Raw genomic sequence first — 26,616 nt, 5'->3', positions numbered from 1 at the left:
TTCTAAACAGCAAGCTTGAAGCGCAGTAGCCAACAATAATAAAAGTTAAGGACAACGCCACCATGGATATCTGGCAACACTGCCAAGGCCCGGCTCAGATCAAACCGCTGCGTGGGCGCCTGGTGCGTCTGGTCGAGAGCCAGGCCCAGGTCGCCACTTTGCAATTGGTCGATACCCTTGCCGAACAGGCGCTGCTTGAAGAGTTGCTGGAAACCAGCAAGCCGCCGCTGCCGCAGAATGCCGAGCCGTTGCATTACCTGCTGAAAACCCCGTTCCGTTATCCGCCGCTGCGCTGGGGCTCGCGCTTTGGTTCGGTGCACGAGCCGAGCCTGTTCTATGGCGCGCTGCGCATCGACACCGCCATGGCCGAGGCGGCGTATTACCGCTTTCTGCTCTGGGATGGCATGAGCATTGCGCCACCCAGCGGGCGCATCCTGTCCGAGCATTGCACCTTCGAGGCGCGCTATCAGGTTGAGCGCGGCATTCAGTTGCAGCATCCGCCGTTTGCGGATTTCCAGGCCGAACTCTGTCATGCCAGCGATTATCAGCCTTGCCAGGCATTGGGTGCAGCCATGCGCGGGGCAGGGGTTGCGGCGTTCGAGTACCGTTCGGCGCGCTGCCCGCAGAAGGGCAACAACGTTGCGCTATTCGTTCCAGGCGCGTTGGCAGAAAAGCGCCCGCGTAACCTGCTGAGCTGGCTGTGCGAAACCACCGACGACTATGTCGCCTTCAAGAATGCCCAGGTTCCGGACACCCCTAGAGTCTTTCGCCTGGATGCTTATCAGGTGGATGGTCGCCTACCGCGCCCGGCTTAGGGGCCGAGCCTGTTTTAGCGCGATACTGCATTTCTCGACACTCATTTGGAACAACCAAACTTCGTGTCTCGTGCCTTGCCTCGCGCTAAAACAGGCACCGGCGCGGCCGCGAGCGAAACGGCATCAGACCCTATACAGGGCGGCTTTTTCAGGGCGTTTTGCCCTGAAAAAGGGCAGTGCGACGGCGTGACGCAGCGACTTGTGCACAATTGCGATGCGCCTTGTCAAGCAGGATGCAGTGCTTGACGTAAACCCTTGATTCTTTTTATTGATTTTATAAGTCAATGAAATATATGGGTTTTTTGCGCTGGTGAAAAAATCACCAGTTTGACCTTGGGCCCCACACCATAGGCGCTGAGGCCGCTTGCTCCCATGTTATCCACGAAGTTATCCACAGCTTCTGTGGATTAACCCGAGCGCTTGCTCTAGGTCGCCGTCTGAGGCTTTGTTGCAAGGCTTTACCTTGGCGAAAAAAGGAGTAGAGTTGCGCGCCTTTCCGGCTACCGCTGCTTTTTATGCCTCGCGCAATCACTCGACTACCTATCGCTGCAACCACTGCTCCTCGCCTGCCCACCCGTGTGGCACTCTGGCTACTGGACAGCCCTCGACTCGGTCATGCCCCCAGCGTCAAACGCTTTGCTGGCCACCTGCTCAAGCAACCTGCATTGCAGGGCGTAGTGCAGGCACAGAGTCGGCTTGGGCAAATGCTCTGCCGTGATTGCGGTAACCCACGTGATCGGCGCATCGGTTTTGAACTGCTGCGCCAGGCCGCCCGCGCCGGTGATATGGGGGCCCAGCTGGAGCTCGGCCAACTCTATAGTCAGCCGCGCAACAATGAACCGCAGCAGGCCCGCCACTGGCTGGAGCTGGCAGCGGGGCAGGGTTCGCCAGAGGCGCAGCAACTGCTTAAACAGCTCTAGAGCCAACTCAAAGTCTGCTGCGCGTCGGCCCTGGCGCGTTAAAAACAGGTTCGGCAAGCCGCTGCGGTTAACGCGCTTCAGGCGACCCGAAGGGCGAGTGAAACGAGTAATGCTCTTGTACAAAAGTACACTTCGCTTGATTCGCTGCGCTCACCCTAAGGACCAGCCGTTGGCTGTTACTAACGTAGCGCCTTGCATGGCACTCGCTCGCGATACTTTGAGCAGGCTCTGACGCAATGGGCCGCTCTGTAAGAATACTGGTTATACTGCCAGTATTTTTCTGCGGAGTTGCTTATGCCTATCGATCTGTCCGTCGCGTTGGCACCTGCGCTGCTCGGGTTTGCCGCCGCAGCACTTCCTCTTCTTTATATGGCCTGGTCGCTGCAACGCCGTTTGGCCAGTCAGCAGCTGGAATTCAGCCTGCTACAGGAACGCTTGAGTAATGCGCAGCTCGCGCAGACCGGCCTCGCGGCGCAGCTGGATGATTGCCGCGAGGAAGTCGCCGAGATCAGCGAGATCAAGGCTGATCAGCAGGCCGAGTTGGCGGCGTTGCGCCGTGAGGCCGACTTGCTGCAGCAGGAGCGCCAGATTGCCCGCGAAGCAGCCCAGGCCTGGGCCAGCCAGCGCGAACAGCAGGAGTCTGAAATCCGCCGCCTGGATGCTCAACGGGCGGCCCTCAGCGCCGAACTCAAAGAACAGCAGGACAGCCATCAACAGCGTCTGAGCGACCTGCAAGGCTCGCGCGATGAACTACGCGCGCAATTTGCCGAACTGGCCGGGAAGATCTTCGATGAGCGCGAGCAGCGTTTTGCCGAAGCCAGCCAGCAGCAGCTCGGCCAGTTGCTTGACCCGCTCAAGGAACGCATTCAGTCCTTCGAAAAGCGCGTGGAGGAAAGTTATCAGCAGGAAGCCCGTGAGCGCTTTTCTCTGGGCAAGGAGCTGGAGCGTCTGCAGCAACTCAACCAGCGTTTGGGCGATGAAGCGACCAACCTGACCCGTGCCCTCAAGGGCCAGAAAACCCAGGGCAACTGGGGCGAGCTGGTGCTGGAGCGGGTGCTGGAGCACGCCGGCCTGGAGAAGGGGCGTGAGTACCAGACCCAGGTCAGCCTGAAGAGCGCCGACGGTGAACGCTTCCAGCCCGATGTGCTGATCCAGCTGCCGGGCGACAAGCAGGTGGTGGTGGACGCCAAGGTCAGCCTTACCGCGTACCAGCAATATATTGCCGCAGAGGACGACGCCAGCCGGCAGCTGTCGCTCAAGCAGCATGTGCTGTCGCTGCGCAGTCACTTGAAGGGCTTGTCGCTCAAGGACTACCAGCGCCTGGAGGGCCTGCACAGCCTGGATTTCGTGTTGCTGTTCGTACCGATCGAGGCGGCCTTTGCGGCGGCGTTGCAGGCCGACCCCGGGCTGTTTCAGGAGGCCTTTGATCAACATATCGTCATCGTCAGCCCGACCACGCTGCTGGCCACCCTGCGGGTGATCGACAGCCTGTGGCGACAGGAGCGGCAGAGCCAGAACGCCCGCGAGATTGCCGAGCGCGCGGGTGCGCTGTACGACAAGTTCGTCGCCTTTATTCAGGATCTGGATGAAATGGGGGCGCGCCTGCAGCAGCTGGACAAAGCCTATGTCGGCGCACGCAACAAGCTCTGCGAGGGGCGCGGAAATATCATCAGTCGTGTGGAAAACCTCAAACTGCTCGGCGCCCGCGCCAGCAAAAGCCTGCCTGCCGAACTACTCGAGCAGGCGGCCGGGGTGAGGGTGCTGGAGGATGAGGCGGCCGAGTAGAGCGCTCTTCTGTTCGTTGGCGAGTTGTCAGGCCCTGACCTGGGCTTGTTCAGCTGCCGCGCGTTGCGCCGCCGGTGAGTTAGCCAGGTAATTCAGCGCCACGCGGATATCGCCTTCGCTGCGCGGGTGATAGCTGGGGTTGAAATAGCGCACCACCGAACGGCCGATGCTACCCATGCGGGGCAACAGACCACGCTTGCCCAGGTGGTACCACAGGCGCAGAAAGCCTGGCCGGTAGCGGGTGACCGGGTCCTGGCGCATCATGATTTTCATTCCGCTGCTGAACAGAAAGATCAGCGCCGGCGTGGCAATCATCATATACACCCAGCGCATCAGCAGACTGCCGCCAATATGTACGTGTAGATCGTGGGCCACGCTGCGGTGCTCGACTTCTTCGGCGCCGTGCCAGCGCAGCAGGTCGAGCATTACCGGGTCAGCATGGTCGAGGCTGCGGGTGGTGATGATCCAGTCGCCCAGCACGCAGGTGAAGTGCTCCACTGCGGCGATCAGGCCGACCCGCTGACGCAGCCACCAGGGCTGCAGGGCGCGACTGATGGCGTTGTTGCCGAGGGGAAAGTCGCACAGCACGCGCTCGAATAGCCAGTGGATTGGTCTGGTAAAGGGCGTCGGATCAATGCCATGGCGCAGCAGGTAGGGCGTCAGTGCGCTGTCGTGGGCGCGGGCATGTTGCGCCTCCTGTTTGACGAAGCCTTGTACGTCTTCGCGCAACTGCGGGTCGCAGACCAGTGGTAGGGCCTTGTTATAGACCCGGCAGAACCAGAATTCCCCAGCCGGCAGGATCAGGTGCAGGCTGTTCATGATGTGCGAGGCTTCTGGCTCGTTCGGCACCCAGTGCAGTGGCGTGTTGGCAAAGTCGAAGCGTACTTTGCGTTGTTCCAGGCGGTGCTGTTCGCTCATCTCGATTCTCCTTATCGTCCTGCCAGGTTCTGGCTGGCAGGCTCGGTGCTGGCGGCCTCGCTGTGGATATGGGTGGTGAACTCACGCAGCCACTTGGCCAGCTGTTGTGGCTCAGTCAGCAGTTGCCAATGCCCGGCATTTGCCTCGCGCTGCTGTAGCCTGGGCGCCCAATGCTGCAACTGGTCGAACAGTTGCGGGCGGACGAAGCGGTCGCGGGTCGGCACGATCAGTTGCACCGGCACCTGGGTATGACGCAGGCGTGGCGTGAACAGGCTGCGGATAAAGTTGGCGCGGTACAGCTTGACCCCGTGTACACCGTCGGAGCGCTGGCTGCTGCTGACCGCGACATTGCGCAAGCCTTCGACTTTGCGCAGCAGGCCAGGCCAGGCGCGGTCCAGGCCCATGCGCCAGGTCAGCTCGGGCAGTAATGGCGTGTGGAACAGGGCGATGTACCAGGAGCTGAGCAGTTGGCCGAGCACCTGCAGCAGTGCGCGCGGAGTCTTCTGCTTGAGTTTGTCGCGCATCCAGTGGCCGACATGGTCCAGACAAGGTCCGGAGATGCTGGTGTAGGAGGCCAGCAGAGGTTGCATGCGTGGTTCGGTGACTGCTTCCCAGGCTTGAATCGAGCCCCAATCATGAGCCACCAGATGCACCGGCTGCTCGGGACTGAGGGCCTTGATCACCGTTTCCAGATCATTGGCCAGTTTTGCCAGGTGATAGTCCAGGCGCTTGCGTGGAATATCCGAGGCGCCAAAGCCGCGCACGTCGTATGCAATGATCTGATAGTCGGCGGCCAGCTCGCGTACCAATGGCAGCCAGATTTCATGGTTATCCGGGTAGCCGTGCACCAGCAGCAGAGTCGGGCCGTCCGGCTTACCCCAGCGATAGGCCGCCAGCTGTACACCATCGCCCTGAACCCACAGCTGTTCGGCTTGCAGTCCGTCGTTCGGCAACACGGCGGGCGCGTTCATACGGTTGCCTGATGCAGAGCGAGGGGTAGTGAGTAATACAGGGTGATAAAGGCGAGGTCGATGGGCATGCAGCGTCTCCGAATTGTCTGGATGATCGTTACATCATTTGATGTCACGGTTATTGTTGGGTGCTCGGGACGTCTCTGCCTAGTCATCGGCTGAACTCATTGCAGGTCCTGTTACGGTGTTACTTAGATAGCTGAAAGCCTTCTGCAACAGGGCTTTGCGCGGGCTGTGCAGGGCCGATTGAGCCGTTGGGTAGGGTAAGTCCAGCCCTTGGTTGGGGCGGTTGTTGGCCGGTTGCTCGTGCGGCTATGATCGCCGCCATGCAAACAGCCTCTGCTTTTCTCCAGCGTTTATTAGGCAGCGCCGCCCCTGTGGTGGAGGCGGTGTCCGTCGAATATCGGGTCGATGATCTGGCCCAGGCCGCGCAGACCAGCGTGCGTAATGTGCGCGCTTATCAGGATCAGGGGCTATTGCCGCCGCCGGAGCGGCGAGGCCGGCTGGGGATCTACAACGGCGAGCACCTGGCGCGGCTGAAGCTGATCGGCCAGTTGCTGGAGCGTGGTTACAGCATCGCCAGCATTCGCGAGCTGTTCGAAGCCTGGGCTCAGGGTCGCGACTTGGCCCATGTGCTGGGGCTGGAGCAGGCCATCCAAGGGCCTGGGCAGCCGGAGCAGGCCGAGCAGCTGTCATTTGCGCAGCTGCAGGCGCTGTTCGGTGAGGTGCTGGATGACCAGGTCATTGAGCGGGCCCTGGCCCTCGGTCTGCTGGAGTTTGCCGGCGACCATCTGCGCGTACCCAGCCCCAAACTGTTTGCCGCCGGGCTTGAGTTGTACCGCGCCGGTATTCCTTTGCCGGCGTTACTCGATGAACTGGCAGCCATTCGCGGGCATGTGCAACAGGTGGCCACGGGCATTGTCACGATGATTACCCAGCAGCTGGTTAACCCGCTGTTGCACAGTGATTTGCCGCATGCCGCTGATCTTGAGCGGCTCAGTGCGCAGTTGCTGCAACTGCGCCCCTTGGTGGAGCAGGTCGTCGTGGCCGAGCTGGCGCGCAGTCTGCCCGAGGCGGCCAATCGCGAGTTGAGCGAGCGGGTGCATAAGTTGCTGGAAGGTTTTCTGCGCGTCGCCCCTTCAAAGCAGCAGTAAAACCGCCGCGCCGACCAGCAGGCCGGCAGCCATCACCGGCAGGGTCATCAATGCCAGCTTGCGGCCACCGATCAGCGCGACCAGAAAGCCTTTGACCAGGCTGTTACTCAGCGCTGCGAGAAAAATTCCCTGCACGGCGACCTGGGCATCCAGTTCACCCTTGGCGCTGCGCGCCAGCGATAGGGTAATGGCATCCACATCGGCCAGCCCCGAAAGCCACGCCACCAGATAAACGCCGACATCACCCAGCCAGTGCTGTGCGGCTTCAACCATCAATAGAATCAACGCCAGTAACGCGGCAAAGCGCAGCGCCGGGCCCAGTTCAAAGGGGTTTTTCAGCGGCGGTTCGGCCTGCTCTTCGTTTTCCGTGCCGGCGCGGCGGAAGTACAGCAGCGCGCCAGCGGCATACACCAGAGTGGCGATGCCCAGCGGCCAGACCAGCTGTGGCAACAGGCTGGCGTTGACCAGGCCGACCTCCAGCAGTACCCGTGGAAACATCAGCGCCGAGGTGGCGAGCAGGCCGCAGGCCAGAATCGCTTGCAGGTTACGCCCCGGGGCCAGGCGCGCCAGGGTCACGGTCATCGCCGTGGACGACACCATGCCGCCGAGCAATGCGGTAATCAGCAGGCCATGACGCATGCCGATCAGGCGAATCGCCACATAGGCGGCAAAGCCAATGCTGGCGATCAGCACCACCATCCACCAGATGGCGTAGGGGTTGAAGGCCTGCCACGGACCGTAGCCTTGGTTGGGCAGCGCCGGCAGCAGCACCAGGGAAATAAATAGCAGCTTCAGTGCGCCTGACAGTTCCGCCTCGCTGAGTCGCTGCAGGGCACCGTGTAGCGACTGCTTGAGGCTTAGTAGCAGTGCAACCGCCACCGCGCCGGCCGCCGCCAGCCCGGCATAACCGGCCATGGCCAGGCTGCCGAGCAGGAAAGTGATCAGCAGCGCCACCTCGCTGGTCAGGCCCATATCACCCAGGCGTTGCAGTTCGCCAAAGTAGGAAGCCACCACCAGCAGGGCGAAACCGCTGAAGATCACCGCCCAGGCGATAACGCCGAAATGCTCACCGAGCAGCATGGCAAAGGCGCCGAGCAGGCTGCTCAGGGCAAAGGTGCGAATCCCTGCGACCAGCTGGGTGTCCTCGGTATTGCGTCCCTGCCAGCCGCGTTCGGCACCAATCAGCAGGCCTGCGGCCAGGGCGCTGGCGAAATTCAGCAGGGTGTCGAGGGCTTCCGGCATGAGTAGATCCTGGGCGGGCAATGCTGGCAGTCTAGCCAGTGGGTGTTGGGCTGTATTGCGGCAGGTCAGTCTACGGCGCAGTGCTGCGCAAGATTGTTCAAGACGCCGCAGCCGCGATGCGTCAGGCTATGCAGCAAAGGAGGGCGAATGAGCCGTTTACAGCAGTTTATCTATGGAGTTCGCGACAGTATCCCGATGATTGTCGGCATTCTGCCGTTTGGTCTGATCTATGGCGCGTTGGCCAGCCTGGCCGGGCTGAGTCTGGGGCAGGCGCTGGGTATGTCCCTACTGGTGTATGCCGGCTCAGCGCAGTTTATTGCCATCAGCCTGCTGACCCTGGGCAGCGGCGCGGTGGTGATTCTGCTCACCACCTTGGTGGTCAATCTGCGCCATGTGCTCTACAGCGCGGCGCTGCAGCCTTATGTCGGCAAGCTGCCGCAGCGCTGGCGGGTGCCGTTGGCGTTCGGCCTGACCGATGAAACCTTTGCCGTGGTGCAGCGCCGGTATCTGGCGCGCGGCATGACCGAGCACGGCCAGTGGTATCACGCTGGCGTGGCATTGGCGTTATACCTGTCCTGGGTGTCCAGCTCGCTGGTCGGTGCGTTGTTTGGCCAGAGCGTGCCGAACCTCGCGGGTTGGGGGCTGGACTTCGCCATGCTGGCGACCTTTATCGGCATTGTGGTGCCGGCGCTGCGCAACCAGCCGCAGATTGCTGCCGCTTTGGTAGCCGGTGCGGTGGAGCTGCTGTGCCATGCCTGGCCCTATAAATTGGGGCTAATGGCGGCTGCGCTGAGTGGCATTGCGGTCGGCGTATGGTTGGAGCAACGCACAATGCCGGTGACTGTCGGGGAGGGTGCGTGATGGCTATCTGGTTGCTAATTCTTGGTATGGCGCTGATCACTTTTGCGATTCGCTACAGCCTGTTTGCCTTTCCCGATCTGCGTTTCCCGCCGTTGGTGCGCCAGGGCCTGCATTACGTGCCGACCGCCGTACTGAGCGCCATCGTGCTGCCGGGCATGCTGATTCCCGATGGCCAGCACTGGGCGTTCAGCCTTGACAATGCCTACCTGTTGGCAGGGTTGGCGACTATTGCCATCGCCGCGCTGACCCGGCATCTGCTGGCTACCATCGGCGGCGGCCTGCTGGTGTTCTTTATCGTGCGTTGGTTGTTGGGTCAGTTGCCCCTGTAAGCAGGTTTTTTGCCGCCTGGATTTGTAGAAAATGCAGCAAAAGGCAGGTTTCGCTGTGGCTTTGTGAGGTGTTCTTGCAGTCAAATGCCTGACAACCCGCTTGGCCACTGCAGACAGGTACACGGACGATGACCGAACAATCACAATTCGCATTGCTGGGTAAAAAGCGCTTTTTGCCGTTTTTTATCACCCAGCTGTTGGGTGCTTTCAACGACAACATCTTCAAGCAATCACTGATTCTCGCCATTTTGTTCAAGATCAGTTCCGGGGCTGACAAGGCCTTGCTGATCAACCTCTGTGCGCTGTTGTTTATCCTGCCGTTTTTCCTGTTCTCGGCCCTCGGCGGCCAGTTTGGTGAGAAATTCGCCAAGGATTCGCTGATCCGCAAGATCAAGTTCGCCGAAATCGTGATCATGCTGCTCGGTGCTGTCGGCGTGTTGCTCGGCAACCTGCCCATGATGCTCGCGGTGCTGTTTGCCATGGGCACGCAGTCGGCGTTGTTCGGCCCGGTGAAGTATTCGATTTTGCCGCAGCACCTTGAAGAGCAGGAGCTGGTGGGCGGCAACGCACTGGTCGAGATGGGCACCTTCCTGGCCATCCTCGCCGGCACCATTGGTGCGGGCATCATCATGGCCAGCAGCGGTTATGCGCATATCGTCGCCGCCTGTGTGGTGCTGGTGGCAGTGTTTGGCTATCTGGCCAGTCGCGGCATTCCCGTGGCGTCGGCGGCCATGCCGCAGCTCAAGCTGGATTGGAACATCCTGCGTCAGTCCTGGCTGATCATGAAACTCGGCCTGGGCCAGCGTCCGGCGGTGTCGCGCTCGCTGGTGGGTAACTCCTGGTTCTGGTTTCTCGGCGCGGTGTACCTGACGCAGATTCCGGCCTATGCCAAAGAGTGGCTGTACGGCGATGAAAGCGTGGTGACGCTGATTCTCACCGTGTTCTCGGTCGGTATCGCACTGGGCTCGATGCTCTGTGAGCGCATGAGTGGACACAAGGTGGAAATCGGCCTGGTGCCGTTCGGCTCTATCGGCCTGACCCTGTTCGGCATCATGCTCTGGTGGTTCTCCGGTGGCTTCCCTGAGGCCGCAGAAAACCACGACTGGCTGTCTGTGCTGAGCTATAGCCAGGCTTGGTGGATTCTCGGCTCGATTCTCGGTATTGGTCTGTTTGGCGGTTTCTACATCGTGCCGCTGTATGCGTTGATCCAGTCGCGCACGGTGGAGCATGAGCGGGCACGGGTGATTGCCGCCAACAACATTCTCAATGCGCTGTTTATGGTGATTTCGGCAATTGTCTCGATCCTGTTTCTCAGCGTTGCCGAATTGTCGATTCCGCAGCTGTTCCTGACCATTTCGCTGATGAACATCGCGGTCAACAGCTACATCTTCAAGATCGTTCCCGAATTCAGCATGCGCTTTATGATCTGGCTGCTCAGTCACTCGATGTACCGGGTGGAGCACAAGGGGCTGGAGGCTATTCCTGATGAGGGTGCGGCGGTGCTGGTGTGCAACCACGTGTCGTTTGTCGATGCGCTGCTGATCGGTGGTGCGGTACGCCGGCCGGTACGCTTTGTCATGTATTACAAGATCTACAACCTGCCGGTGCTCAACTTTATCTTCCGCACCGCTGGCACCGTGCCTATTGCTGGGCGCAACGAAGACCTGCTGATCTACGACGCCGCGTTCAAAAAAATCGCCGAATACCTGCGCAATGGCGAAGTGGTGTGCATCTTCCCTGAGGGCAAACTGACCACCGATGGCGAACTGAATGAGTTCAAGAACGGCATTGAGCGCATCGTCGAGGCCAACCCGGTACCGGTGATTCCCATGGCGCTGCAGGGCTTGTGGGGCAGCTTCTTCAGTCGCGATCCGCACAAGGGCTTGTTCAAGCGCCTGTGGTCACGCATCACTCTGGTGGCCGGTACGCCGGTAGCACCCGAGTTGGCCAAGCGTGAGTTGCTGCAGGCTCAGGTGGCTGAGTTGCGAGGTGAGCGGCGTTAAACCGCAGGGATGAAAAAGCCCGCCAATTGGCGGGCTTTTTGTGCGTTTTGAGTGGCTAGTGGCTGAGTTTTAGCCCGATCAGGCCGCAAACGATCAGTGCCACGCTGGCGATACGCAGCAGCGTCACCGCCTCGCCAAACAGCATGATGCCGGCAATCACCGTACCTACAGCGCCGACACCGGTCCAGATCGCATAGGCGGTGCCCAGCGGCAACTCCTTCATGGCCAGGCCAAGCAGTGCCAGGCTGACGATGATCGCCGCAACAGTCAGTAGAGTGGGGAGAGGGCGGGTAAAGCCGTCGGTGTATTTCAGGCCAACAGCCCAGCCTACTTCGAACAGGCCGGCCAACAGCAAAATGAACCAGGACATACAAACCTCCAAAACAGATAGAGGGGCCGTCCCGTGGTGATAACTCGTAGAGTGGTGAGGTCGTCCTCACGCTGTGCAGTATTTTGCACATTGGCAGGGGTAGGGCAAGCCGCAGAGGACCAGTGGTCTGTTTCTCTGCGGCTGTCCAATGGTTTAGATCCCCTGCGGAATCTCTTCGCCGCCCAGGGCTTCGAACAGCGCCGGGAGGAAGTCCACCAGGGTCAGCATCATCAGGGTGAAGCTGGCATCCTGCTGGCCGAGGTCGTCGTCGCCACCGTCCTGTTCGGCTTGATCCTGTAGCAGGTCTTCGAAGCGCAGGCGCTTGACTACCAGTTTGTCGTCGAGCACGAAGGACAGCTTGTCCTGCCAGGCCAGGGACAGTTGGGTGACCTGCTTGCCCGCGCTCATGTGCAACTGGATCTCGTCGCTGGTCAGGTCCTGGCGCTTGCAGCGCACCACGCCGCCATCTTCATGGGTGTCGCGCAGTTCGCATTCATCCAGCACGTGGAAGTCCGGAGCTGCTTGTTGCACCTTGACCCAGTCGGTGAGGGTCGCGCTTGGTGCGATCTTCACGGTCAGTGGGCGCACCGGCAGCGAGCCGATGGCTTCACGCAGGGTCGACAGCAGGTCTTCAGCACGCTTGGCGCTGGCCGAGTCGACCAGGATCAGACCCTGTTTCGGCGCGATAGCGGCAAAGGTGGCGGATTTGCGGATAAAGGCGCGTGGCAGGAAGGTCTGCACGATGTCGTCCTTGAGTTGGTCGCGCTCCTTCTTGTAGACCTTGCGCATCTGCTCGGCTTCGATCTCGTCGACCTTGTCCTTCAGCGCATCGCGCACCACGCTGCCGGGCAGGATGCGTTCTTCCTTGCGTGCTGCGATCAGCAGGAAATCACCACTGACATGTACCAGTGGCGCATCGCCGCCTTTGCCAAAGGGCGCGATAAAGCCATAGGTGCTGAGCTCCTGGCTGGCGCACGAGCGGGCCGGTTTGGCTGAGAGGGCCGTTTCGAGTGCCTCGGCATCAAATGGGATGTCCTGGGTGAGGCGATAGACCAGCAGGTTACGAAACCACATAAGAGGGTGTATCTCCATTAACAGACCTGCCGGCAACGGCAGGTATCACAAGTCGTCAGTACCCTATGCGGGTGCTGTTTCAGGTTGGCCGCAGCGCTATGACCCGTTGGGCAACCTGTGCGTTGCATTGGGGGCGCATTATTCCCTTGAGCGGTGCCTGAGGCCAAGTCTGCGCTAAGCCTTTGCTGCATCAATAAAAAATTTTCAAAACAGTGCTTGCCAAGGTGCGGATCGCTCTCTAGAATGCGCCCCACTTCGAGAGTGAAGGGTGATTAGCTCAGCTGGGAGAGCATCTGCCTTACAAGCAGAGGGTCGGCGGTTCGATCCCGTCATCACCCACCAACTCGCTTTTTGAAGTTACGCGCAGCGGTAGTTCAGTCGGTTAGAATACCGGCCTGTCACGCCGGGGGTCGCGGGTTCGAGTCCCGTCCGCTGCGCCATTTTTCTCCTCGCTTCATCCCCTCTGTGACACGTCGCAATACCTCGCAAAATCCTTTCTCAATAATCAGCTAAACATCTGAACTTATACGCATTTTCTGCCTCCTAACACGGTAGCCAGTGATCGCAGCAGCCTGCTAAGCTCGCGCTTTCACACCATTAGCCCTAGGGCGCACCGGACAAGGAACAAGCATGAAACAGCATCGTTTAGCAGCGGCGGTCGCCCTGGTAGGTTTGGTTCTCGCAGGTTGCGACTCGCAAACCAGCGAAATCACTCTGGAAACCCCTGCACAGAAAGCGTCCTACGGTATCGGCCTGAACATGGGCAAAAGCCTGGCTCAGGAAGGCATGGATGACCTGGATTCCAACGCCGTTGCCCAAGGCATCGAAGACGCCATTGGCAAGAAAGAACAGCGCCTGAAAGACGAAGAGCTGATTGAAGCCTTTGCCTTCCTGCAGAAACGTGCCGAAGAGCGCATGGTTGCGCTGAATGAAGAGTCGGCCAAAGCCGGCAAGAAGTTCCTCGAAGACAACGCCAAGCGTGACGGCGTGACCACCACCGCTTCCGGCCTGCAGTATGAAGTTGTGAAGAAGGCCGACGGCGCTCAGCCGAAAGCCACTGACGTGGTGACTGTTCACTACGAAGGCAAGCTGACCGATGGCAGCGTGTTCGACAGCTCGGTTGAGCGCGGTAGCCCGATTGATCTGCCGGTTAACGGCGTGATCCCTGGCTGGGTTGAAGGTCTGCAGCTGATGCACGTGGGCGAGAAGTACAAACTGTACATCCCAAGTGAGTTGGCTTACGGCGAGCAGAGCCCGACTCCGGCGATTCCAGCCAATTCGGTGCTGGTGTTTGATCTGGAGCTGATTGCGATCAAAGACGCAGCCACTCAAGAGTAATTTCTAGCGTTTCCTGCAACGCCCCGTCTCGACGGGGCGTTGTCGTTTCTACGGATCGCAATCGGCACTTTTTGCTTGATTGGAGGGTCTTAAACAGCGTGTGTAGGTCGTGTGGTGTTACGGTTATGCACATTTCCCAGATTGGCCGTGACGGGTTAGGGTAACTCTCTTGAAGAAACCCTTTGCCATTTTTAAATTATTGATTTATATGAAGTTTTGTTGTGTGGGCAAAAAATGTCCGATCTGTGGCGAGGCCGCATGGGCTGGGCGTTTGCCAGGGTTATCGAGAAACTGTTCACAAGGTTATCCACAGCTTTAGTGGATAACCATGGCCAGCCCAGCGGGCACGCGGGGTTGCCGGGAGAGGGCGATGAAAACACCGAAAAATTTCGCGCGTTACCAGTTTTTGGCCAAGCGTTTCCTCAAGGCCGGACGGTTACCGGCGTTGCTGTTATCGGTCGCTCGAAAGCGTGAAAAACTCGGCAATGGCTTTGCTGGATTGGCCGATCAGCTGAAGCAGCTGCAGGCGCTTTGTCTGGCTTGGTGGCGCGGTGAATATCGGGCAATCGATTCTCGGGCGTTACTGGCGGTGGTGGCAGCGTTGCTGTACTTCGTCACGCCGCTGGATGCTATCCCTGACTGGTTACTGGGATTTGGCCTGGTCGATGACCTGGCTGTGCTGGCTTGGGTGTTACGTACCTGGCAGGAAGAGCTGGCGGCGTTTCAGCAGTGGCGAGCGGATCAGGCTCCCGAAGTGTTGCAGGCAGTCGAGCGTTTGCCCGATGTGGATGAATCGCTCGTGCCGCTGCAGGGGCGTGTGGAGTAGCGCGGCGCAGTTTCAGATGTCGTTGAGCATCTGCTCGATCAGGCCCTGGTCGCGTAATTGCTGCAGCGTCTTGTCCAGTCGTTCGGCACTTACCGGCAATTGCGGGCTGAAGGTGCAGTGCATGTCGTAGCGATCAATTACCCAGGGGTTGATCTGCAGCGGCGCATCCACACGCTTGGCCAGTTGGAAGTTCAGTGGCCGGCGCATATCGATGATCGCATCCAGGCGCTGTTTGCGTAGCAGGTTGAGCCCGGCTCTGTGGTCGCGTAGATCTTGACGAATGATCTGCTGCTTGGCGAAGGCCTCCATCAGTTCGCTTTTGTAGACATAACCCAGCTGGGTGCCAAGGGTTTTGCCGTGAAGTTCTTGCAGGCTGTTGATCGGGGCATGCTGGCGGTGCAGTAGCAGCACGTCCTCTTCGCTATAGAGGGGCACGGACCACTGATAGCGCTCGGGTTTGTCTATCCATTGCGGGTTGCTGTTACAGATCACATGGATGCGGCCGCGCTGCATATATTCATCGATGCGCTTGTTCGGGGTTTCGACAAACGCAGCTTGATAGCCCAGTTGCTGGCTGGCCAGCTGGCCTAGTTTGTAGATAACCCCACCGCGTAATTGCTGCTCGTGCACATCGACATAGGGCATACCGTCAGCCGTGGCAAAGCCCCAGCGCAACTCATCTGCGCAGGCCCAGCCGCTGTAGCCAATTAACAGCACTGTTATCAGTGTGCGCAAAGCCTGCCCCTAACTGCTGCTTGATAACCTTGAGGCAGTATAGATCACGCGCTTTATCGTGCTGGGCTGTTAAGATGGCCGTCTGTTCTGGAGTTGCTGAGAGTGATGGAAGTGCTCTGCATGGAGATTTACAGATGAATGTGCAAGTGATCGAGCGCGATGGCCAGCCGGAATATGCGGTGCTGCCTTGGGCGCAGTATCAAGCCTTGCTGCAGGCCGCAGGGCGCACGCCTGAGGTTGCCGCTGTGGTGGTGAGCGCCAGCAAGCCGGCGCTGAGCCAACTGGCGACGCTGCGCGAAGCCAAGGGCATGAGTGCCGAACAACTGGCACGCAATGTTGGCATCAGCCCATATTATCTGGGCATGATCGAGAGCGGCGAACGCCAGCCGGATGCTGCCATCCAGCGCGCGCTGGCCTGGCATCTTGGGGTCGATGGGTGGGAGGCACAGCCTTGAGCGTAAGCATCAGTCGGCAACATTGGCAGGCGTTGCTCGGTGAGCTTGAAGATGCCCAGCGTCAGCGTCATCTGCTGACTTATCGAGCCTTGATCGAACGACTGGCCTTGCCTAGCCCTGCCATGCAGACGTTAGCCGCCGCGCTGGAGCACCTGGCGGCCTTGGATGCGCGTGCCGAGCGTCCGCTGCGCAGTGCGCTGGTAATCAGCCAGGGCGCCAGCCGTTTGCCGCGTACCGGCTTCTTCGAGTGCGTCAGCCGCCTGGGGCGCTTCAGTGGTGCGTCCGATGGCATTGCCGCGGCATCCTGGCATGCCGCCGAAGTGGCCCGCGTGTTCGAGTTCAGCTACCCGGAAGACGCCTGATGTTCGGCGCGCTGCGTGCGCGTATCGGCTACCTGCTGGCGCGCCGCCTGTTCCACTGGGCCTGGCTGGTCAAGCAACCACGTGCCTGGCGCTGGCTGGAAGGGCAGTTCGCCCGCATGGCCAATCTGGGTGATACCCAGGCGCAAAGCTTCTACGGGCATATCCTGCTGTTTCGCGGTCAGGGTCTGGGGGCACGCAACGAAGGTCGGCGTTTGCTCGGCTTAGCGGCCAAGGCCGGCGATGCCAAGGCCGCTTACCAACTCGGTGTTCTGAGTCTTTCCGGCGATACCCAACATGCGGCAGATGCGCAGCAGACCATCGTTTGGTGGACGCTGGCCGCACACGCAGGCCACCCGGCTGCGGCCTATCGCTTGGCTGAGTTGTATCGCAGCGGCGCTGCGGGCGTTGCCGCTGATGCGGCGCAGGCCGAGCATTTCTCTGCGTTATCCAATCGCCTGAGCGGCCTCTGATTCAGGCCGCCGTATCCGCCTGGGTGTCGATGATATGCAGGCTGTAACCCGGCACCGCCTTGGCGTGCCGCTTGGCCTCTGAGGCCATAGCCGCCAGCAGGCTGGCATCCAGTTGTGCGCATTGTTCGGGATGTACATGCACCACCCCGAGTGACAGGGACAGCAGCGCATATTCCTGGCGTTTACCGCTACGGTCATGGGCGACAAAGCAGCCCGCATACAGGTCTTCTTCACGGTAGAAGCGTCGGCACTGGCTCTGGAAGTCTTCCAGCAAGCGATTGAGTCGCGCGCGCCAGTCCTGCGAACCGAGTACCAAGAGAAAGTCATCGCCGCCAATATGGCCGACAAAGTCCCGCGTTGGGTCGACCCGGTCATTCAGACACTGCGCCAGACTGAGCAGCACTTCATCGCCCTTGGCGTAGCCGTAGATGTCGTTGAACGGCTTGAAGTTGTCGATATCCACATAACACACCACGGCCTCGCGGCCCTGCTGCAGCAGGCGGGTCAGGCACTGCTGGATGGGTACATTGCCTGGCAGCAGGGTCAGCGGGTTAGCGTAGCGGGCCTGCTGGATCTTCAGCTCGGTAATCAGCTTGAGCACATCGATCACCCGCCCCAGCCCGATATAGCAGCCGTCCTCAATGATGATGAAGTCTTCTTCGATACGCTGGCGGGCGCGGCTGGTGAGCAGGCGGCTGACCTGCTGCAGTGACTGGCTGGATTCCACCGCCAGGTAGTCATCGCTCATCAAGCGGCTGATCGGTTTGCGGGAGAACAGCTCGTTGGCGAAAGGCTTGAGTAGGGCTTCAGCCAGTGAGTGACGATGCACGATGCCGACGGGTTGCTGCGCCTCGTTAAGCACCGCCAGCGAGTTCAGGTTGGCCTGAGCGCGGAACATCTCCAGCACTTCGCTGGTGGGGGTGCTCAGGGCTACTGCACGTTGCGGGTTGAGCAGGCTACGCAGATCGCTGGACTCTTCGCTGAGCGGGCTGCTGGCTGTGGCGCTGGGCAACAGATTGATGGCGTCACGCGGTGGCTGTTCCTGCGGCCGGCAGAGCAAATAGCCTTGCAGCAGGTCGACGCCCATCTCGGCGAGCACGGCGAGTTCTTCAGGCAGTTCGATGCCTTCGGCGATCACCTGGGCGCGCGAGGCCTTGGCCATTTTCAGAATGGAGCCGACAAACTCGCGTTTGACCGCATCCTGATGAATGCCGTCGATAAAGTGGCGGTCGATCTTCACGTAATCCGGGCGCAGTTCTGACCACAGACGCAGGCTTGAATAGCCAGCGCCGAGGTCATCCAGGGCGATGGAAAAGCCCATGGCGCGGTAGTGATGCAGGGCGGTGTCGAGCAGGGCAAAATCGTCGGTGGGTGATTGCTCGGTCAGCTCGATTACCACCTGGCTCGGTGGAATGCCCAGGGTTTGCAGCAGTTGCAGGGTGCGCCCCGGCTGGTGCTTGGGCTCCAGCAGCGAGTCTGGCGAGACGTTGAGAAACAGCTTGCCTTCAAGCTTGAGCTGGCTGAAACGCTGGCAGGCATTCTTGCGGCAGAGCAGTTCCAGTTCACTCAGGCGGCCGGCGCTGCGGGCGACGGCGAACAGGTTGATCGGCGAGTGCAGGGCGCTGTTGGACGGGCCGCGGCTGAGGGCTTCGTAGCCAAGAATGCGCCGCTCCGAGAGCGAAAAAATCGGTTGAAACAAACTATGCAGGTCGCCATTGGCGAGGATGCTGTCCAACGCGCTGAACTGCTCGGTGACGATCATGGCGGCTCTCTGTGCATAAAAAACGGGGGACTGGCATTGCTACCAGTCCCCGCATTTCACGACAGTTTGATGACCCTTTGATGACGCTCGCTGTTTTACTGCTTGGCCAGGTGCGTATTCAAGCCTAGGTAATCGAGCAGAATGCGTCCGCTTTCGGCGAGGTAGGCGTCATCTTCCGGCTTGGTTTTTTCATCTTCCGCCGGCAGGGCGTCTTCGTCTTCTTCCTTGAGCTTGTTCAGCAGCGCTTCACCTTTGGCTTTGCGGCGGCTGTTCTCGATGCTCAGCTGCTGGCCTTCGATATCAGTCTGCTGGGCACGGCGCTTGGTTTCGTTGAGGCTGACAGTGTTTTCTTCCATCAGCTTCTGCGCCAGTTGCAGGCGTTCACGGGCGAAGGTGAAGTCCGGGTTCTGTGCGGTGCGGTTCTCGAAGCGGCTCTGCAGTTCGGCAAGGAACGGCTTGATCGGGTCCAGCTCTGGTTTGATCGCCGGCTTGATGCTGTCCCACGGCAGGGCCTCGGGCAGGGCGCTCTCGCCGATTTCCTTGGTGTCCATGATGTCTGGATACTGGATATCGGGAATCACGCCCTGGTGCTGGGTGCTCTGCCCGGAGACGCGATAGAACTTGGCCAGGGTCAGCTTCAGCTCACCGTGGTTGAGCGGTTGAATGGTCTGCACGGTGCCTTTGCCGAAGGTCTGGCCACCGAGAATCAGCGCGCGGTGATAGTCCTGCATGGCGCCGGCGAAAATTTCCGAAGCCGAGGCCGACAGGCGATTGACCAGCACGGCCAGCGGGCCTTTGTAGTAGATGCCGGTGTTTTCGTCGGCCAGTACATCGACGCGGCCATCGCTGTTGCGCACCAGAACGGTAGGGCCTTGGTCGATAAACAGACCGGTCAGCTCGGTGGCTTCCTGGAGCGAGCCGCCGCCGTTGTTGCGCAGGTCGATGACCACGCCGTCGACTTTCTCTTTTTCCAGCTCTTTGAGCAGGCGTTTGACGTCGCGGGTGGTGCTTTTGTAGTTCGGGTCGCCGGCACGGAAGGCCTTGAAATCCAGGTAGAACGCCGGAATCTCGATAACGCCGAGCTTGTAGTCGCGGTTGTCGTGCTTGAGGTTGAGGATGGATTTCTTCGCGGCTTGCTCTTCCAGCTTGACCGCTTCACGGGTGATTGAGACCACCTTGCTGGTTTGATCGTTTGGCGCATTGCTCGCTGGAATCACTTCCAGGCGCACAGTTGAACCTTTCGGCCCGCGAATCAGCTTGACCACCTCATCCAGGCGCCAGCCGATCACGTCGACCATTTCCTTGCTGCCCTGGGCCACACCAATGATCTTGTCGGCGGGGGAGATCTGTTTGCTCTTTTCTGCCGGGCCAGCCGGCACCAGGCGCACGACCTTGACGTGTTCGTTGTCGCTTTGCAGCACGGCACCAATACCTTCGAGCGACAGGCTCATATTGATGTCGAAGTTTTCTGCGTTGTCCGGCGACAGGTAGGTGGTGTGTGGGTCGTAGGACATGGCAAAGGCATTGATATAGGCCTGGAACACGTCTTCGCCGCGGGTCTGCTTGAGGCGTGCGAGCTGGTTGTTGTAGCGCTTGGTCAGCAGTTCCTGGATTGCCTTGGGCTCTTTGCCGGCGATTTTCAGGCGCAGGACTTCGTCTTTGACACGCTTGCGCCACAGGTCATCGAGTTCGGCAAGGTCTTTGACCCAGGGGGCGTTCTCGCGGTCAATCAGCAGGCTTTCGTCGCTGTCGAGGTCAATCTTGTCGACACCTTTTTCAAGCATGTTCAGGGTGAACTGCAGGCGGCTCTGCAAACGCTCCAAGTGGCGTTTATAGATGGCAAAGCCAGGTTGCAGGTCGCCGTTTTTCAGCAGGTCGTCAAAGCGCGTGCGCCATTGATCGAACTCGGCGATATCGGAAGCAATAAAGTAGCTGCGCGAGGGGTCGAGCATCTTCAGGTAGCCCTGATAGATCTTTTCCGAGCGCTCGTCATTCAATGGCGGCTTGTTGTAGTGATGGCGCTTCAACAACTCCACTACGTTGAGGCTGGCGATGACCTGCTCGCGGTCAGGTTGCAGGTATTCCCAGGAGCCGTCACTGGTGGTTTTCGCCGCGAGCGGCAAGGCGCTCAGGGCAAACGAAAAGGCGAGGGTGACGCTGAGTAGGGATCGCTTCATGCTGATTCGACGTGTGGGCAGTTGATAACGCATATTAGGCCGTCTTTAAGGGCGCCAGGTTCCATCGGCGCAATGCAAAAGCCCGGTGGTCAGCGCCGGGCTCGGTTCAAATGCACTATGGAGGCAGCGTGAAGGCATTGCAAGGCGTTGAAGGCCGTGTGGAATGGGCGCAACACCCAGCGCCGGCCTGTGATGTAGGGGAAATTCGCATCCGTGTAGCGGCTGCCGGGTTGAATCGTGCGGATTTGTTGCAGCGGGCTGGACTTTACCCGCCGCCGCCTGGCGCCAGCGAGGTGCTTGGGCTGGAGTGCGCCGGTATCGTCAGTGAAGTGGGCGCCGGTTGTGACTGGAAAGTTGGCGACCGGGTTTGCGCGCTGCTCAGCGGTGGCGGTATGGCCGAGGAGGTGGTGGTCGATGCGCGGCACGCCTTGCCGGTGCCCGAAGGCATGACGCTGGCCGAAGCGGCGGCGTTGCCCGAGGTATACGCCACGGCCTGGCTCAATCTGTTCCAGCTGGCTGCGTTGAAGCCTGGGCAGAAGGTGCTGTTGCATGCCGGCGCCAGCGGCGTGGGTTCGGCGGCCATTCAATTATGTAAAGCCTTTGGCAGCCCGTGCTGGGTCAGTGTCGGTTCAGCTGAACGGCTGACCTACTGCGAAAGTCTCGGTGCTCAGGGCGGTGTGCTGCGCGGTGAGGAACAGCTGCAGGCGCTGCGTGATTTTGCTCCGTTCGATGTGATTCTTGATCCTGTGGGCGGCAACTACGCCGCGCTTAACCTGGATCTGCTGGCTGTGGATGGTCGCTGGGTGAACATCGGTTTGCTCGGTGGGCGCAAGGCTGAGCTCGATCTGGCGGTGGTATTGGGCAAGCGTATTACGCTGATTGGCTCGACCCTGCGCAATCGTGATGAGCAGTTCAAGGCCGATCTGTTGCGCGATTTGCAGCAGTTTGTCTGGCCGCTTTTCGCCGAAGGGCGCCTTAAACCGCAACTTCAGCAGGCTTATGCGCTCAAAGATGCCGAAGCCGCCTTTGCTGCGCTGGCGAGCAATCAGGTCAACGGCAAATTGGTGCTGGTCATAGACCCAACCTTGGAATAAATCTGTTTACGATCTGCTGCGCGTCGGCCATCCAGCGTTAAAAACAGCCTCGGAATGCTCATTTACACCAGTAAACTCCGCTTCCTCGGCTGTTTTTGCCTTGTCTGGCTCTAGCTCGCGAGAACGTAAACAGACTCTGGTGCTGGTGCGTCGATTGGCTTACTCAATCGGAATCATGGCGGCAATCAATAAGCTTTTTTTGCATAAGGCGCTAAGATGCGCCCTGTAAATTTCTAACCCTCAACAAGGAACCCGAGATGAATCTCATCAATACCCAAGTTCAACCGTTCAAGGCCAACGCTTTCCACAACGGCAAATTCATCGAAGTGACCGAGCAGTCCCTGAAAGGCCAGTGGTCGGTACTGATCTTCATGCCAGCTGCCTTCACCTTCAACTGCCCGACTGAGATCGAAGACGCTGCCAACAACTACGCTGCGTTCCGCGATGCCGGCACCGAAGTTTACATCGTCACCACCGACACCCATTTCTCCCACAAAGTCTGGCATGAAACTTCGCCAGCTGTAGGCAAGGCTCAGTTCCCGCTGGTGGGTGATCCAACCCACGCTCTGACTCGCGCTTTCGGCGTGCACATCGAAGAAGAAGGCCTGGCGCTGCGTGGCACCTTCCTGATCAACCCGGAAGGCGTGATCAAGACCGTTGAAATCCACTCCAACGAAATCGCCCGTGACGTATCGGAAACCCTGCGCAAGCTGAAAGCTGCCCAGTACACCGCTGCTCACCCAGGTGAAGTGTGCCCAGCCAAGTGGAAAGAAGGCGAGAAGACTCTGGCTCCTTCCCTGGACCTGGTTGGCAAGATCTAAATCTGCCGACACTTTCCCTGGGCTCAGGCTCGGGGAGGGGAGTACTTAGCGCTGTCAGGGTCGCAATCCGACCCTAGTGGTGCCCGATGCCCGGGCGCGATCCGCCCGGGCATTTTATTGCCTGCCATTCCATGGCGGCACCCTGCAGGCCGTCGCTACGCGACGTTAAAAATTGTTCCTGACAATTTTTTATTGCCCAGAATTTTTGTCATTGAGGACTACCCGCTATGTTGGACGCTAACCTGCAAACCCAGTTGAAGGCCTACCTGGAAAAGGTCACTCTGCCGTTCGAGATCGTCGCGTCCCTCGATGACAGTGCAAAATCCCAGGAGCTGCTTGAACTGCTCCAGACCATTGTCGGCCTGACCGACAAGATCACCCTGAAGACCGATGGTAGCGGTGCTCGTCGTCCGTCGTTCTCGCTTAACCGCCCTGGCGCAAATATCGGTCTGACCTTCGCCGGCATTCCCATGGGCCACGAGTTCACCTCGCTGGTACTGGCGCTGCTGCAGGTGGGTGGCCATCCGTCCAAGCTGGATGCCGAGACCATCGAGCAGATCAAGAGCATTGAAGGCTCGTTCGAGTTCGAGACCTACTATTCGCTGTCCTGCCAGAACTGCCCGGACGTGGTTCAGGCGCTGAACCTGATGGCCGTGCTCAACCCGAATATCCGCAACGTGTCGATCGACGGTGCGTTGTTCCAGGAAGAAGTCGAGCGTCGCCAGGTGATGGCCGTGCCGAGCATCTACCTGAACGGCGAAGTGTTTGCATCCGGCCGTATGGACGTGAAGGAAATCCTCGCCAAGATCGACACCGGCTCCGCTAACCGCGATGCGGAGAAGATGAGCGCCAAAGAAGCCTTCGATGTGCTGGTGATCGGTGGTGGCCCAGCTGGTGCTGCTGCGGCCATTTACGCGGCGCGCAAAGGTATTCGTACCGGCCTTGCTGCCGAACGTTTCGGTGGCCAGGTGCTCGATACCATGTCGATTGAGAACTTTATCTCGGTGAAGGAAACCGAAGGCCCGAAACTGGTGCGCGCTCTGGAAGAGCACGTGCGTGAATACGAAGTCGACATCATGAACCTGCAGCGCGCCAGCGCCTTGGTTCCTGCGAGCAGCGAAGGCGGCTTGCATGAGGTGAAGTTCGACAATGGCGCGAGTCTCAAGGCCAAGACCCTGATTCTCTCTACCGGCGCGCGCTGGCGCGAGATGGGGGTGCCCGGTGAGCATGAATACAAGGCCAAGGGCGTGTGCTTCTGCCCGCATTGCGACGGCCCGCTGTTCAAGGGTAAGCGTGTTGCAGTCATCGGCGGTGGTAACTCCGGCGTCGAGGCAGCGATTGATCTCGCCGGTATCGTTGCTCACGTGACCCTGCTGGAATTCGCCGACACGCTGCGTGCCGACGCTGTGCTGCAGAAGAAACTCTACAGCCTGCCCAACGTTACCGTGATCAAGAGCGCGCAGACCACCGAGGTCAAAGGCGATGGCCAGAAGGTCAATGCGCTGGTCTATAAGGACCGCACCACCGAAGAACTGCACAGCGTTGAGCTGGAAGGCATCTTCGTGCAGATCGGTCTGTTGCCTAACACTGACTGGTTGAAGGGCAGCGTCGAGTTGTCGCGTTTCGGTGAGATCATCGTCGACGCCAAGGGTGCTACCAATATTCCTGGTGTGTTTGCTGCCGGTGACGTGACCACCGTGCCGTACAAGCAGATCGTTATCGCGGTGGGCGAGGGTGCCAAGGCCTCCCTGAGTGCCTTCGATCACCTGATCCGCAGCTAACACGCTCGACGTTCTACGTCGTACCAGAGCGGACAACCTTTACGGGTTGTCCGCTTTTTTGTGCTCTGCCATCAGGCGGCTAGCGGTCTTTTTTCAGGTTTTTTTGCGTCTCAGGCGTTTGCGGGATAGCTGTCGATAGTTTTTATTATGGGCGACATATAATATTTATATTATGTGTGTAATATTATTTGGCGCACTATACCTCCAGACAGCCTACCTACCCGTATACCCCGTATACCCAGGAGACGCAGCATGAGCACGCATAACGAGAAAGGCACTGCATTGATCACCGGCGCTTCATCAGGCATTGGTGCCACCTACGCCGAGCGCCTGGCGCAGCGCGGTTACGACCTGCTGCTGGTGGCCCGCGATCTGCCGCGCCTGCAGGCCCTGTCAGCGCGTCTGACCGAGCAGTACGGGGTAAAGGTCGAAGCGCTGAAGGCCGGCCTGACTGACAAGGCTGATCTGCATGCCGTTACCCAGCGCCTGCGCACTGACAAGGCGATCAGCACACTGGTCAATAACGCCGGTATGGCCATGGGCGGCCAGCTGGCCGAGGCCGATCTCGACACTGTTGATCGCATGATCCTGCTCAACGTGGTTTCGCTGACACACCTGTCCACCGCAGCCGCTGCCAAATTCACCGCCGCCGGGCGTGGGGCAATCATCAATATCGCCTCGGTGGTGGCCCTGGCGCCGGAAATGTTCAATGCCGTGTACAGCGCCACCAAGGCCTATGTCCTGAGCCTGACCCAGACCCTTAACGGTGAAGTCAAGGCGCAGGGTGTGCAGGTGCAGGCCGTGTTGCCCGGTATTACCCGCACCGAAATCTGGGAGCGCAGTGGTATGGATGATTCGGCACTGCCGGCGAGCATGATCATGGAGGTCGGTGAAATGGTTGATGCAGCGCTGGCCGGTTTCGACCAGGGCGAGCTGATCACCATTCCATCGCTGCCTGATGCCGCTGACTGGCAGGCCTTTACCGATGCCCGCGGCAAGCTGGCGCCGAACCTGTCGCACAGCAGCGCGGCTGCTCGTTACAAATAAGTCGCTGGCTCTAACAACAAAAGCCCTGGCTGGAGACAGTCAGGGCTTTTGATAGGTGGCGCTTAGCCGTTGCAATCAGGCGCTTGGCGCTGAGTCGCCGCTGTTCTGCTCGATAAGCAGGCGGCGGGTGGTTTTCAGCAGTCGGTCAGACAGCTCTGGGTCGCTGACGCTGCGTGACAGCAGCAGGGCGCCAACCATGGCGCTAAGAATCAGCACGCTCTGTTCATCGGCATGCTCAACGCCAAGGCCGGCTTCGATGGTGTGCAGGCGGTCGCGGATCAGCTCATCGGTCACCGGGCTGGGTACGCCGCGCTGGCCCAGCTCGGCGGACATGGTCGGCAGTGGGCAGCCATCGCCCGGGTCGGCGCGGTGGGCGGACGACAGGTAACCACTGATCAGGCGGGTCAGCGGTTTATCGCTGTTGGCCATCTCGTTGGTGACCGCCGTCAGCTTGTCAGCGCTGTGGCGCAGGGCGGTTTCCACCAGCTCATCTTTCGATTTGAAGTGGGCGTAGAAGCCGCCATGGGTCAGGCCCAGGGTTTTCATCAGTGGCTGCAGGCCGGTGGCACCAACACCGTCGCGACGGAACAGGCGCGCGGCCTCTTCGATGATGCGCTGATGGGTCTGGGCTTTGTGGTCTTCGGAATAACGCATGGAGTACCTGGCCGCTGGTTTCAGATGTTGCCTGCCATCTTACTCGCTTCGCCCCGGTGTTTCAGTGCCGGGTGCAGGCGATGTCCCAGGCATGCTGAGAATCAGGCAGGTGGTTGAGCCAACGGCGTACAGGCGGTCGTCGACGTCGTAGATGCGCCCTTCGGCCAACGCGGTGGTGCGGCCGATATGCACGATGCGGCCTTCGGCGCGGATCGGGCCGACCTTGGTGCTGAGGGCGCGGATGTAGCTGATGCGTAGATCAGTAGTGGTGTAACCCTGGCCGCGCTGCAATTGGGTGTGGATAGCGCAGCCCATGCAGGAGTCGAGCAGGGTGGCCGCATATCCGCCATGCACACTGCCCAGCGGGTTGTAGTGGCGCGCATCGGGCGTGCCCTGGAAGACGAAGCGCCCGGATGACCATTGCAACGGGACAAAATCCAGCAGATGGCCGATGGGCGGCGAGGGCAGTTCACCGCGGCCGATGCCGTCAAAGAACTCCTGTGGTAGCAGTTCGCTGACCTGCGCCAGGCTCATGCTGCCGGGTGCGCCGAGGCTGGCGCGCATGGTCTGTTCGGCGGCAAGCCATTCGGCCAGTTTTTCTTCGCGTGATGGGATGCTCATGGACAGACCTCGTTGGCGGGTGGCTTTAAAA

Annotated in this window: 26 protein-coding genes and 2 tRNA genes; 18 read left to right on the top strand and 10 right to left on the bottom strand. The window is 59.8% G+C overall.

What is annotated here, in order from left to right; all coding sequences use genetic code 11:
- The first annotated feature begins 62 nt into the window (after positions 1 to 62).
- The 3 genes from ACIN8IBEIGE_RS13430 to rmuC all read left to right on the top strand — a co-directional run bounded on the left by ACIN8IBEIGE_RS13430 (position 63) and on the right by rmuC (position 3,520).
- Positions 63 to 815 carry an RES family NAD+ phosphorylase gene (locus tag ACIN8IBEIGE_RS13430; RefSeq protein ID WP_160015067.1) on the top strand — a complete coding sequence of 251 codons (753 nt, stop codon included), beginning with the start codon at positions 63 to 65 and terminating at the stop codon, positions 813 to 815.
- A gap of 515 nt (positions 816 to 1,330) precedes the next feature.
- Entirely contained in the window at positions 1,331 to 1,735 is a 405-nt protein-coding gene (locus ACIN8IBEIGE_RS13425) for a tetratricopeptide repeat protein (RefSeq protein WP_160015066.1), read from the top strand.
- Between the two features lie 420 nt (positions 1,736 to 2,155).
- Positions 2,156 to 3,520 (top strand): DNA recombination protein RmuC, encoded by a 1,365-nt coding sequence (rmuC, locus tag ACIN8IBEIGE_RS13420; protein WP_178124394.1) that lies wholly within the window; start codon positions 2,156 to 2,158, stop codon positions 3,518 to 3,520.
- Between the two features lie 27 nt (positions 3,521 to 3,547).
- Here rmuC and ACIN8IBEIGE_RS13415 read toward each other — a convergent pair whose 3' ends face one another.
- Together ACIN8IBEIGE_RS13415 and ACIN8IBEIGE_RS13410 are read right to left on the bottom strand one after the other, a co-directional pair.
- Entirely contained in the window at positions 3,548 to 4,438 is an 891-nt protein-coding gene (locus ACIN8IBEIGE_RS13415; protein ID WP_160015065.1) for a metal-dependent hydrolase, read from the bottom strand.
- An 11-nt stretch (positions 4,439 to 4,449) separates the two neighbouring features.
- Positions 4,450 to 5,409, bottom strand: a complete 960-nt coding sequence (locus ACIN8IBEIGE_RS13410; RefSeq protein WP_160015064.1) for an alpha/beta fold hydrolase — start codon at positions 5,407 to 5,409, stop codon at positions 4,450 to 4,452.
- Between the two features lie 326 nt (positions 5,410 to 5,735).
- Here ACIN8IBEIGE_RS13410 and ACIN8IBEIGE_RS13405 point away from each other — a divergent pair, with 326 nt between their 5' ends.
- The gene (locus ACIN8IBEIGE_RS13405; RefSeq protein ID WP_160015063.1) at positions 5,736 to 6,563 is read left to right on the top strand and encodes a MerR family transcriptional regulator; all 828 of its coding nucleotides are present in this window, start codon (positions 5,736 to 5,738) and stop codon (positions 6,561 to 6,563) included.
- Here ACIN8IBEIGE_RS13405 and ACIN8IBEIGE_RS13400 read toward each other — a convergent pair.
- Entirely contained in the window at positions 6,549 to 7,805 is a 1,257-nt protein-coding gene (locus tag ACIN8IBEIGE_RS13400; RefSeq protein WP_160015062.1) for an MgtC/SapB family protein, read from the bottom strand. The two genes, ACIN8IBEIGE_RS13405 and ACIN8IBEIGE_RS13400, sit on opposite strands and share 15 nt — an antisense overlap.
- 147 nt (positions 7,806 to 7,952) lie before the next feature.
- Between ACIN8IBEIGE_RS13400 and ACIN8IBEIGE_RS13395 the strand changes: the two genes are divergently transcribed.
- The 3 genes from ACIN8IBEIGE_RS13395 to ACIN8IBEIGE_RS13385 all read left to right on the top strand — a co-directional run bounded on the left by ACIN8IBEIGE_RS13395 (position 7,953) and on the right by ACIN8IBEIGE_RS13385 (position 10,998).
- Positions 7,953 to 8,666 (top strand): AzlC family ABC transporter permease, encoded by a 714-nt coding sequence (locus ACIN8IBEIGE_RS13395; RefSeq protein WP_160015061.1) that lies wholly within the window; start codon positions 7,953 to 7,955, stop codon positions 8,664 to 8,666.
- Complete coding sequence (locus ACIN8IBEIGE_RS13390) at positions 8,666 to 8,995, top strand: AzlD domain-containing protein (protein WP_160015060.1); 330 nt, start codon at positions 8,666 to 8,668, stop codon at positions 8,993 to 8,995. Before ACIN8IBEIGE_RS13395 ends, ACIN8IBEIGE_RS13390 begins: the two co-directional genes overlap by 1 nt.
- A 128-nt stretch (positions 8,996 to 9,123) precedes the next feature.
- Positions 9,124 to 10,998: an MFS transporter gene (locus tag ACIN8IBEIGE_RS13385; protein WP_160015059.1), complete on the top strand. Its 1,875-nt coding sequence runs from the start codon at positions 9,124 to 9,126 to the stop codon at positions 10,996 to 10,998.
- 55 nt (positions 10,999 to 11,053) lie between these two features.
- Here ACIN8IBEIGE_RS13385 and sugE read toward each other — a convergent pair whose 3' ends face one another.
- Positions 11,054 to 11,368 carry a quaternary ammonium compound efflux SMR transporter SugE gene (sugE, locus tag ACIN8IBEIGE_RS13380; protein WP_090387039.1) on the bottom strand — a complete coding sequence of 105 codons (315 nt, stop codon included), beginning with the start codon at positions 11,366 to 11,368 and terminating at the stop codon, positions 11,054 to 11,056.
- 153 nt (positions 11,369 to 11,521) lie between these two features.
- Entirely contained in the window at positions 11,522 to 12,442 is a 921-nt protein-coding gene (gene rdgC / locus ACIN8IBEIGE_RS13375; RefSeq protein WP_160015058.1) for a recombination-associated protein RdgC, read from the bottom strand.
- A 266-nt stretch (positions 12,443 to 12,708) separates the two neighbouring features.
- Here rdgC and ACIN8IBEIGE_RS13370 point away from each other — a divergent pair.
- From ACIN8IBEIGE_RS13370 to ACIN8IBEIGE_RS13355, 4 genes are all read left to right on the top strand, one after another.
- Positions 12,709 to 12,784 (top strand) — tRNA-Val (locus ACIN8IBEIGE_RS13370).
- Positions 12,785 to 12,805: 21 nt separating this feature from the next.
- Positions 12,806 to 12,882: transfer RNA gene (locus tag ACIN8IBEIGE_RS13365), tRNA-Asp, on the top strand.
- 190 nt (positions 12,883 to 13,072) lie between these two features.
- Positions 13,073 to 13,780 (top strand): FKBP-type peptidyl-prolyl cis-trans isomerase, encoded by a 708-nt coding sequence (locus ACIN8IBEIGE_RS13360; RefSeq protein ID WP_090387036.1) that lies wholly within the window; start codon positions 13,073 to 13,075, stop codon positions 13,778 to 13,780.
- Between the two features lie 370 nt (positions 13,781 to 14,150).
- Positions 14,151 to 14,606, top strand: coding sequence for a YkvA family protein (locus ACIN8IBEIGE_RS13355; protein WP_160015057.1), 456 nt, complete (start codon positions 14,151 to 14,153; stop codon positions 14,604 to 14,606).
- Positions 14,607 to 14,618: 12 nt separating this feature from the next.
- On the opposite strand, the gene ACIN8IBEIGE_RS13350 is transcribed toward ACIN8IBEIGE_RS13355, so the two are convergent.
- Positions 14,619 to 15,341 (bottom strand): ABC transporter substrate-binding protein, encoded by a 723-nt coding sequence (locus ACIN8IBEIGE_RS13350; protein WP_256665154.1) that lies wholly within the window; start codon positions 15,339 to 15,341, stop codon positions 14,619 to 14,621.
- 134 nt (positions 15,342 to 15,475) lie between these two features.
- Between ACIN8IBEIGE_RS13350 and ACIN8IBEIGE_RS13345 the strand changes: the two genes are divergently transcribed.
- The 3 genes from ACIN8IBEIGE_RS13345 to ACIN8IBEIGE_RS13335 are packed head-to-tail and all read left to right on the top strand — an operon-like array spanning position 15,476 to position 16,628.
- Positions 15,476 to 15,796 carry a helix-turn-helix transcriptional regulator gene (locus ACIN8IBEIGE_RS13345; protein ID WP_160015056.1) on the top strand — a complete coding sequence of 107 codons (321 nt, stop codon included), beginning with the start codon at positions 15,476 to 15,478 and terminating at the stop codon, positions 15,794 to 15,796.
- Positions 15,793 to 16,158, top strand: a complete 366-nt coding sequence (locus ACIN8IBEIGE_RS13340) for a hypothetical protein (protein ID WP_160015055.1) — start codon at positions 15,793 to 15,795, stop codon at positions 16,156 to 16,158. Before ACIN8IBEIGE_RS13345 ends, ACIN8IBEIGE_RS13340 begins: the two co-directional genes overlap by 4 nt.
- Positions 16,158 to 16,628, top strand: a complete 471-nt coding sequence (locus ACIN8IBEIGE_RS13335) for a sel1 repeat family protein (protein ID WP_160015054.1) — start codon at positions 16,158 to 16,160, stop codon at positions 16,626 to 16,628. The genes ACIN8IBEIGE_RS13340 and ACIN8IBEIGE_RS13335 overlap by 1 nt, the downstream gene beginning before the upstream one ends.
- Before the next feature lies 1 nt (position 16,629).
- Here the strand turns inward: ACIN8IBEIGE_RS13335 and ACIN8IBEIGE_RS13330 are convergent, their stop codons facing one another.
- Positions 16,630 to 18,390, bottom strand: coding sequence for a bifunctional diguanylate cyclase/phosphodiesterase (locus tag ACIN8IBEIGE_RS13330; RefSeq protein WP_160015053.1), 1,761 nt, complete (start codon positions 18,388 to 18,390; stop codon positions 16,630 to 16,632).
- A gap of 95 nt (positions 18,391 to 18,485) precedes the next feature.
- Positions 18,486 to 20,567 (bottom strand): carboxy terminal-processing peptidase, encoded by a 2,082-nt coding sequence (locus ACIN8IBEIGE_RS13325; protein ID WP_160015052.1) that lies wholly within the window; start codon positions 20,565 to 20,567, stop codon positions 18,486 to 18,488.
- A 128-nt stretch (positions 20,568 to 20,695) separates the two neighbouring features.
- Between ACIN8IBEIGE_RS13325 and ACIN8IBEIGE_RS13320 the strand changes: the two genes are divergently transcribed.
- From ACIN8IBEIGE_RS13320 to ACIN8IBEIGE_RS13305, 4 genes are all read left to right on the top strand, one after another.
- A complete protein-coding gene (locus ACIN8IBEIGE_RS13320; protein WP_160015051.1) occupies positions 20,696 to 21,661 on the top strand; it encodes an NAD(P)H-quinone oxidoreductase in 966 nt (321 codons plus the stop codon).
- 257 nt (positions 21,662 to 21,918) lie between these two features.
- Positions 21,919 to 22,482 carry an alkyl hydroperoxide reductase subunit C gene (gene ahpC / locus ACIN8IBEIGE_RS13315; protein ID WP_090252986.1) on the top strand — a complete coding sequence of 188 codons (564 nt, stop codon included), beginning with the start codon at positions 21,919 to 21,921 and terminating at the stop codon, positions 22,480 to 22,482.
- Between the two features lie 227 nt (positions 22,483 to 22,709).
- A complete protein-coding gene (gene ahpF / locus ACIN8IBEIGE_RS13310) occupies positions 22,710 to 24,263 on the top strand; it encodes an alkyl hydroperoxide reductase subunit F (protein WP_160015050.1) in 1,554 nt (517 codons plus the stop codon).
- A 252-nt stretch (positions 24,264 to 24,515) separates the two neighbouring features.
- Positions 24,516 to 25,310 (top strand): SDR family oxidoreductase, encoded by a 795-nt coding sequence (locus ACIN8IBEIGE_RS13305; RefSeq protein WP_160015049.1) that lies wholly within the window; start codon positions 24,516 to 24,518, stop codon positions 25,308 to 25,310.
- 75 nt (positions 25,311 to 25,385) lie between these two features.
- Here the strand turns inward: ACIN8IBEIGE_RS13305 and ACIN8IBEIGE_RS13300 are convergent, their stop codons facing one another.
- Together ACIN8IBEIGE_RS13300 and ACIN8IBEIGE_RS13295 are read right to left on the bottom strand one after the other, a co-directional pair.
- A complete protein-coding gene (locus ACIN8IBEIGE_RS13300) occupies positions 25,386 to 25,964 on the bottom strand; it encodes a TetR/AcrR family transcriptional regulator (RefSeq protein ID WP_160015048.1) in 579 nt (192 codons plus the stop codon).
- A 39-nt stretch (positions 25,965 to 26,003) separates the two neighbouring features.
- Positions 26,004 to 26,585, bottom strand: a complete 582-nt coding sequence (locus tag ACIN8IBEIGE_RS13295) for a PaaI family thioesterase (RefSeq protein ID WP_160015047.1) — start codon at positions 26,583 to 26,585, stop codon at positions 26,004 to 26,006.
- Positions 26,586 to 26,616 lie beyond the last annotated feature (31 nt).

The organism is Pseudomonas sp. 8BK (genome assembly GCF_902506475.1).
Classification (GTDB): Bacteria; Pseudomonadota; Gammaproteobacteria; order Pseudomonadales; family Pseudomonadaceae; genus Aquipseudomonas; species Aquipseudomonas anguilliseptica.
The sequence above is the reverse complement of the archived record's forward strand: the minus strand, read 5'-3'. Positions and strand labels throughout refer to the sequence as shown.

Coding starts and splice junctions, on each gene's coding strand:
- ahpC (WP_090252986.1), top strand. CDS start 21,919: ATGAATCTCATCAATACCCAAGTTCAACCGTTCAAGGCCAACGCTTTC.
- sugE (WP_090387039.1), bottom strand. CDS start 11,368: ATGTCCTGGTTCATTTTGCTGTTGGCCGGCCTGTTCGAAGTAGGCTGG.
- ACIN8IBEIGE_RS13385 (WP_160015059.1), top strand. CDS start 9,124: ATGACCGAACAATCACAATTCGCATTGCTGGGTAAAAAGCGCTTTTTG.
- ACIN8IBEIGE_RS13405 (WP_160015063.1), top strand. CDS start 5,736: ATGCAAACAGCCTCTGCTTTTCTCCAGCGTTTATTAGGCAGCGCCGCC.
- ACIN8IBEIGE_RS13345 (WP_160015056.1), top strand. CDS start 15,476: ATGAATGTGCAAGTGATCGAGCGCGATGGCCAGCCGGAATATGCGGTG.
- ACIN8IBEIGE_RS13335 (WP_160015054.1), top strand. CDS start 16,158: ATGTTCGGCGCGCTGCGTGCGCGTATCGGCTACCTGCTGGCGCGCCGC.
- ACIN8IBEIGE_RS13355 (WP_160015057.1), top strand. CDS start 14,151: ATGAAAACACCGAAAAATTTCGCGCGTTACCAGTTTTTGGCCAAGCGT.
- ACIN8IBEIGE_RS13390 (WP_160015060.1), top strand. CDS start 8,666: ATGGCTATCTGGTTGCTAATTCTTGGTATGGCGCTGATCACTTTTGCG.
- ACIN8IBEIGE_RS13300 (WP_160015048.1), bottom strand. CDS start 25,964: ATGCGTTATTCCGAAGACCACAAAGCCCAGACCCATCAGCGCATCATC.
- ACIN8IBEIGE_RS13395 (WP_160015061.1), top strand. CDS start 7,953: ATGAGCCGTTTACAGCAGTTTATCTATGGAGTTCGCGACAGTATCCCG.
- ACIN8IBEIGE_RS13425 (WP_160015066.1), top strand. CDS start 1,331: ATGCCTCGCGCAATCACTCGACTACCTATCGCTGCAACCACTGCTCCT.
- ACIN8IBEIGE_RS13325 (WP_160015052.1), bottom strand. CDS start 20,567: ATGAAGCGATCCCTACTCAGCGTCACCCTCGCCTTTTCGTTTGCCCTG.
- ACIN8IBEIGE_RS13415 (WP_160015065.1), bottom strand. CDS start 4,438: ATGAGCGAACAGCACCGCCTGGAACAACGCAAAGTACGCTTCGACTTT.
- ACIN8IBEIGE_RS13330 (WP_160015053.1), bottom strand. CDS start 18,390: ATGATCGTCACCGAGCAGTTCAGCGCGTTGGACAGCATCCTCGCCAAT.
- ahpF (WP_160015050.1), top strand. CDS start 22,710: ATGTTGGACGCTAACCTGCAAACCCAGTTGAAGGCCTACCTGGAAAAG.
- ACIN8IBEIGE_RS13430 (WP_160015067.1), top strand. CDS start 63: ATGGATATCTGGCAACACTGCCAAGGCCCGGCTCAGATCAAACCGCTG.
- ACIN8IBEIGE_RS13360 (WP_090387036.1), top strand. CDS start 13,073: ATGAAACAGCATCGTTTAGCAGCGGCGGTCGCCCTGGTAGGTTTGGTT.
- ACIN8IBEIGE_RS13305 (WP_160015049.1), top strand. CDS start 24,516: ATGAGCACGCATAACGAGAAAGGCACTGCATTGATCACCGGCGCTTCA.
- ACIN8IBEIGE_RS13295 (WP_160015047.1), bottom strand. CDS start 26,585: ATGAGCATCCCATCACGCGAAGAAAAACTGGCCGAATGGCTTGCCGCC.
- ACIN8IBEIGE_RS13410 (WP_160015064.1), bottom strand. CDS start 5,409: ATGAACGCGCCCGCCGTGTTGCCGAACGACGGACTGCAAGCCGAACAG.
- ACIN8IBEIGE_RS13400 (WP_160015062.1), bottom strand. CDS start 7,805: ATGCCGGAAGCCCTCGACACCCTGCTGAATTTCGCCAGCGCCCTGGCC.
- rdgC (WP_160015058.1), bottom strand. CDS start 12,442: ATGTGGTTTCGTAACCTGCTGGTCTATCGCCTCACCCAGGACATCCCA.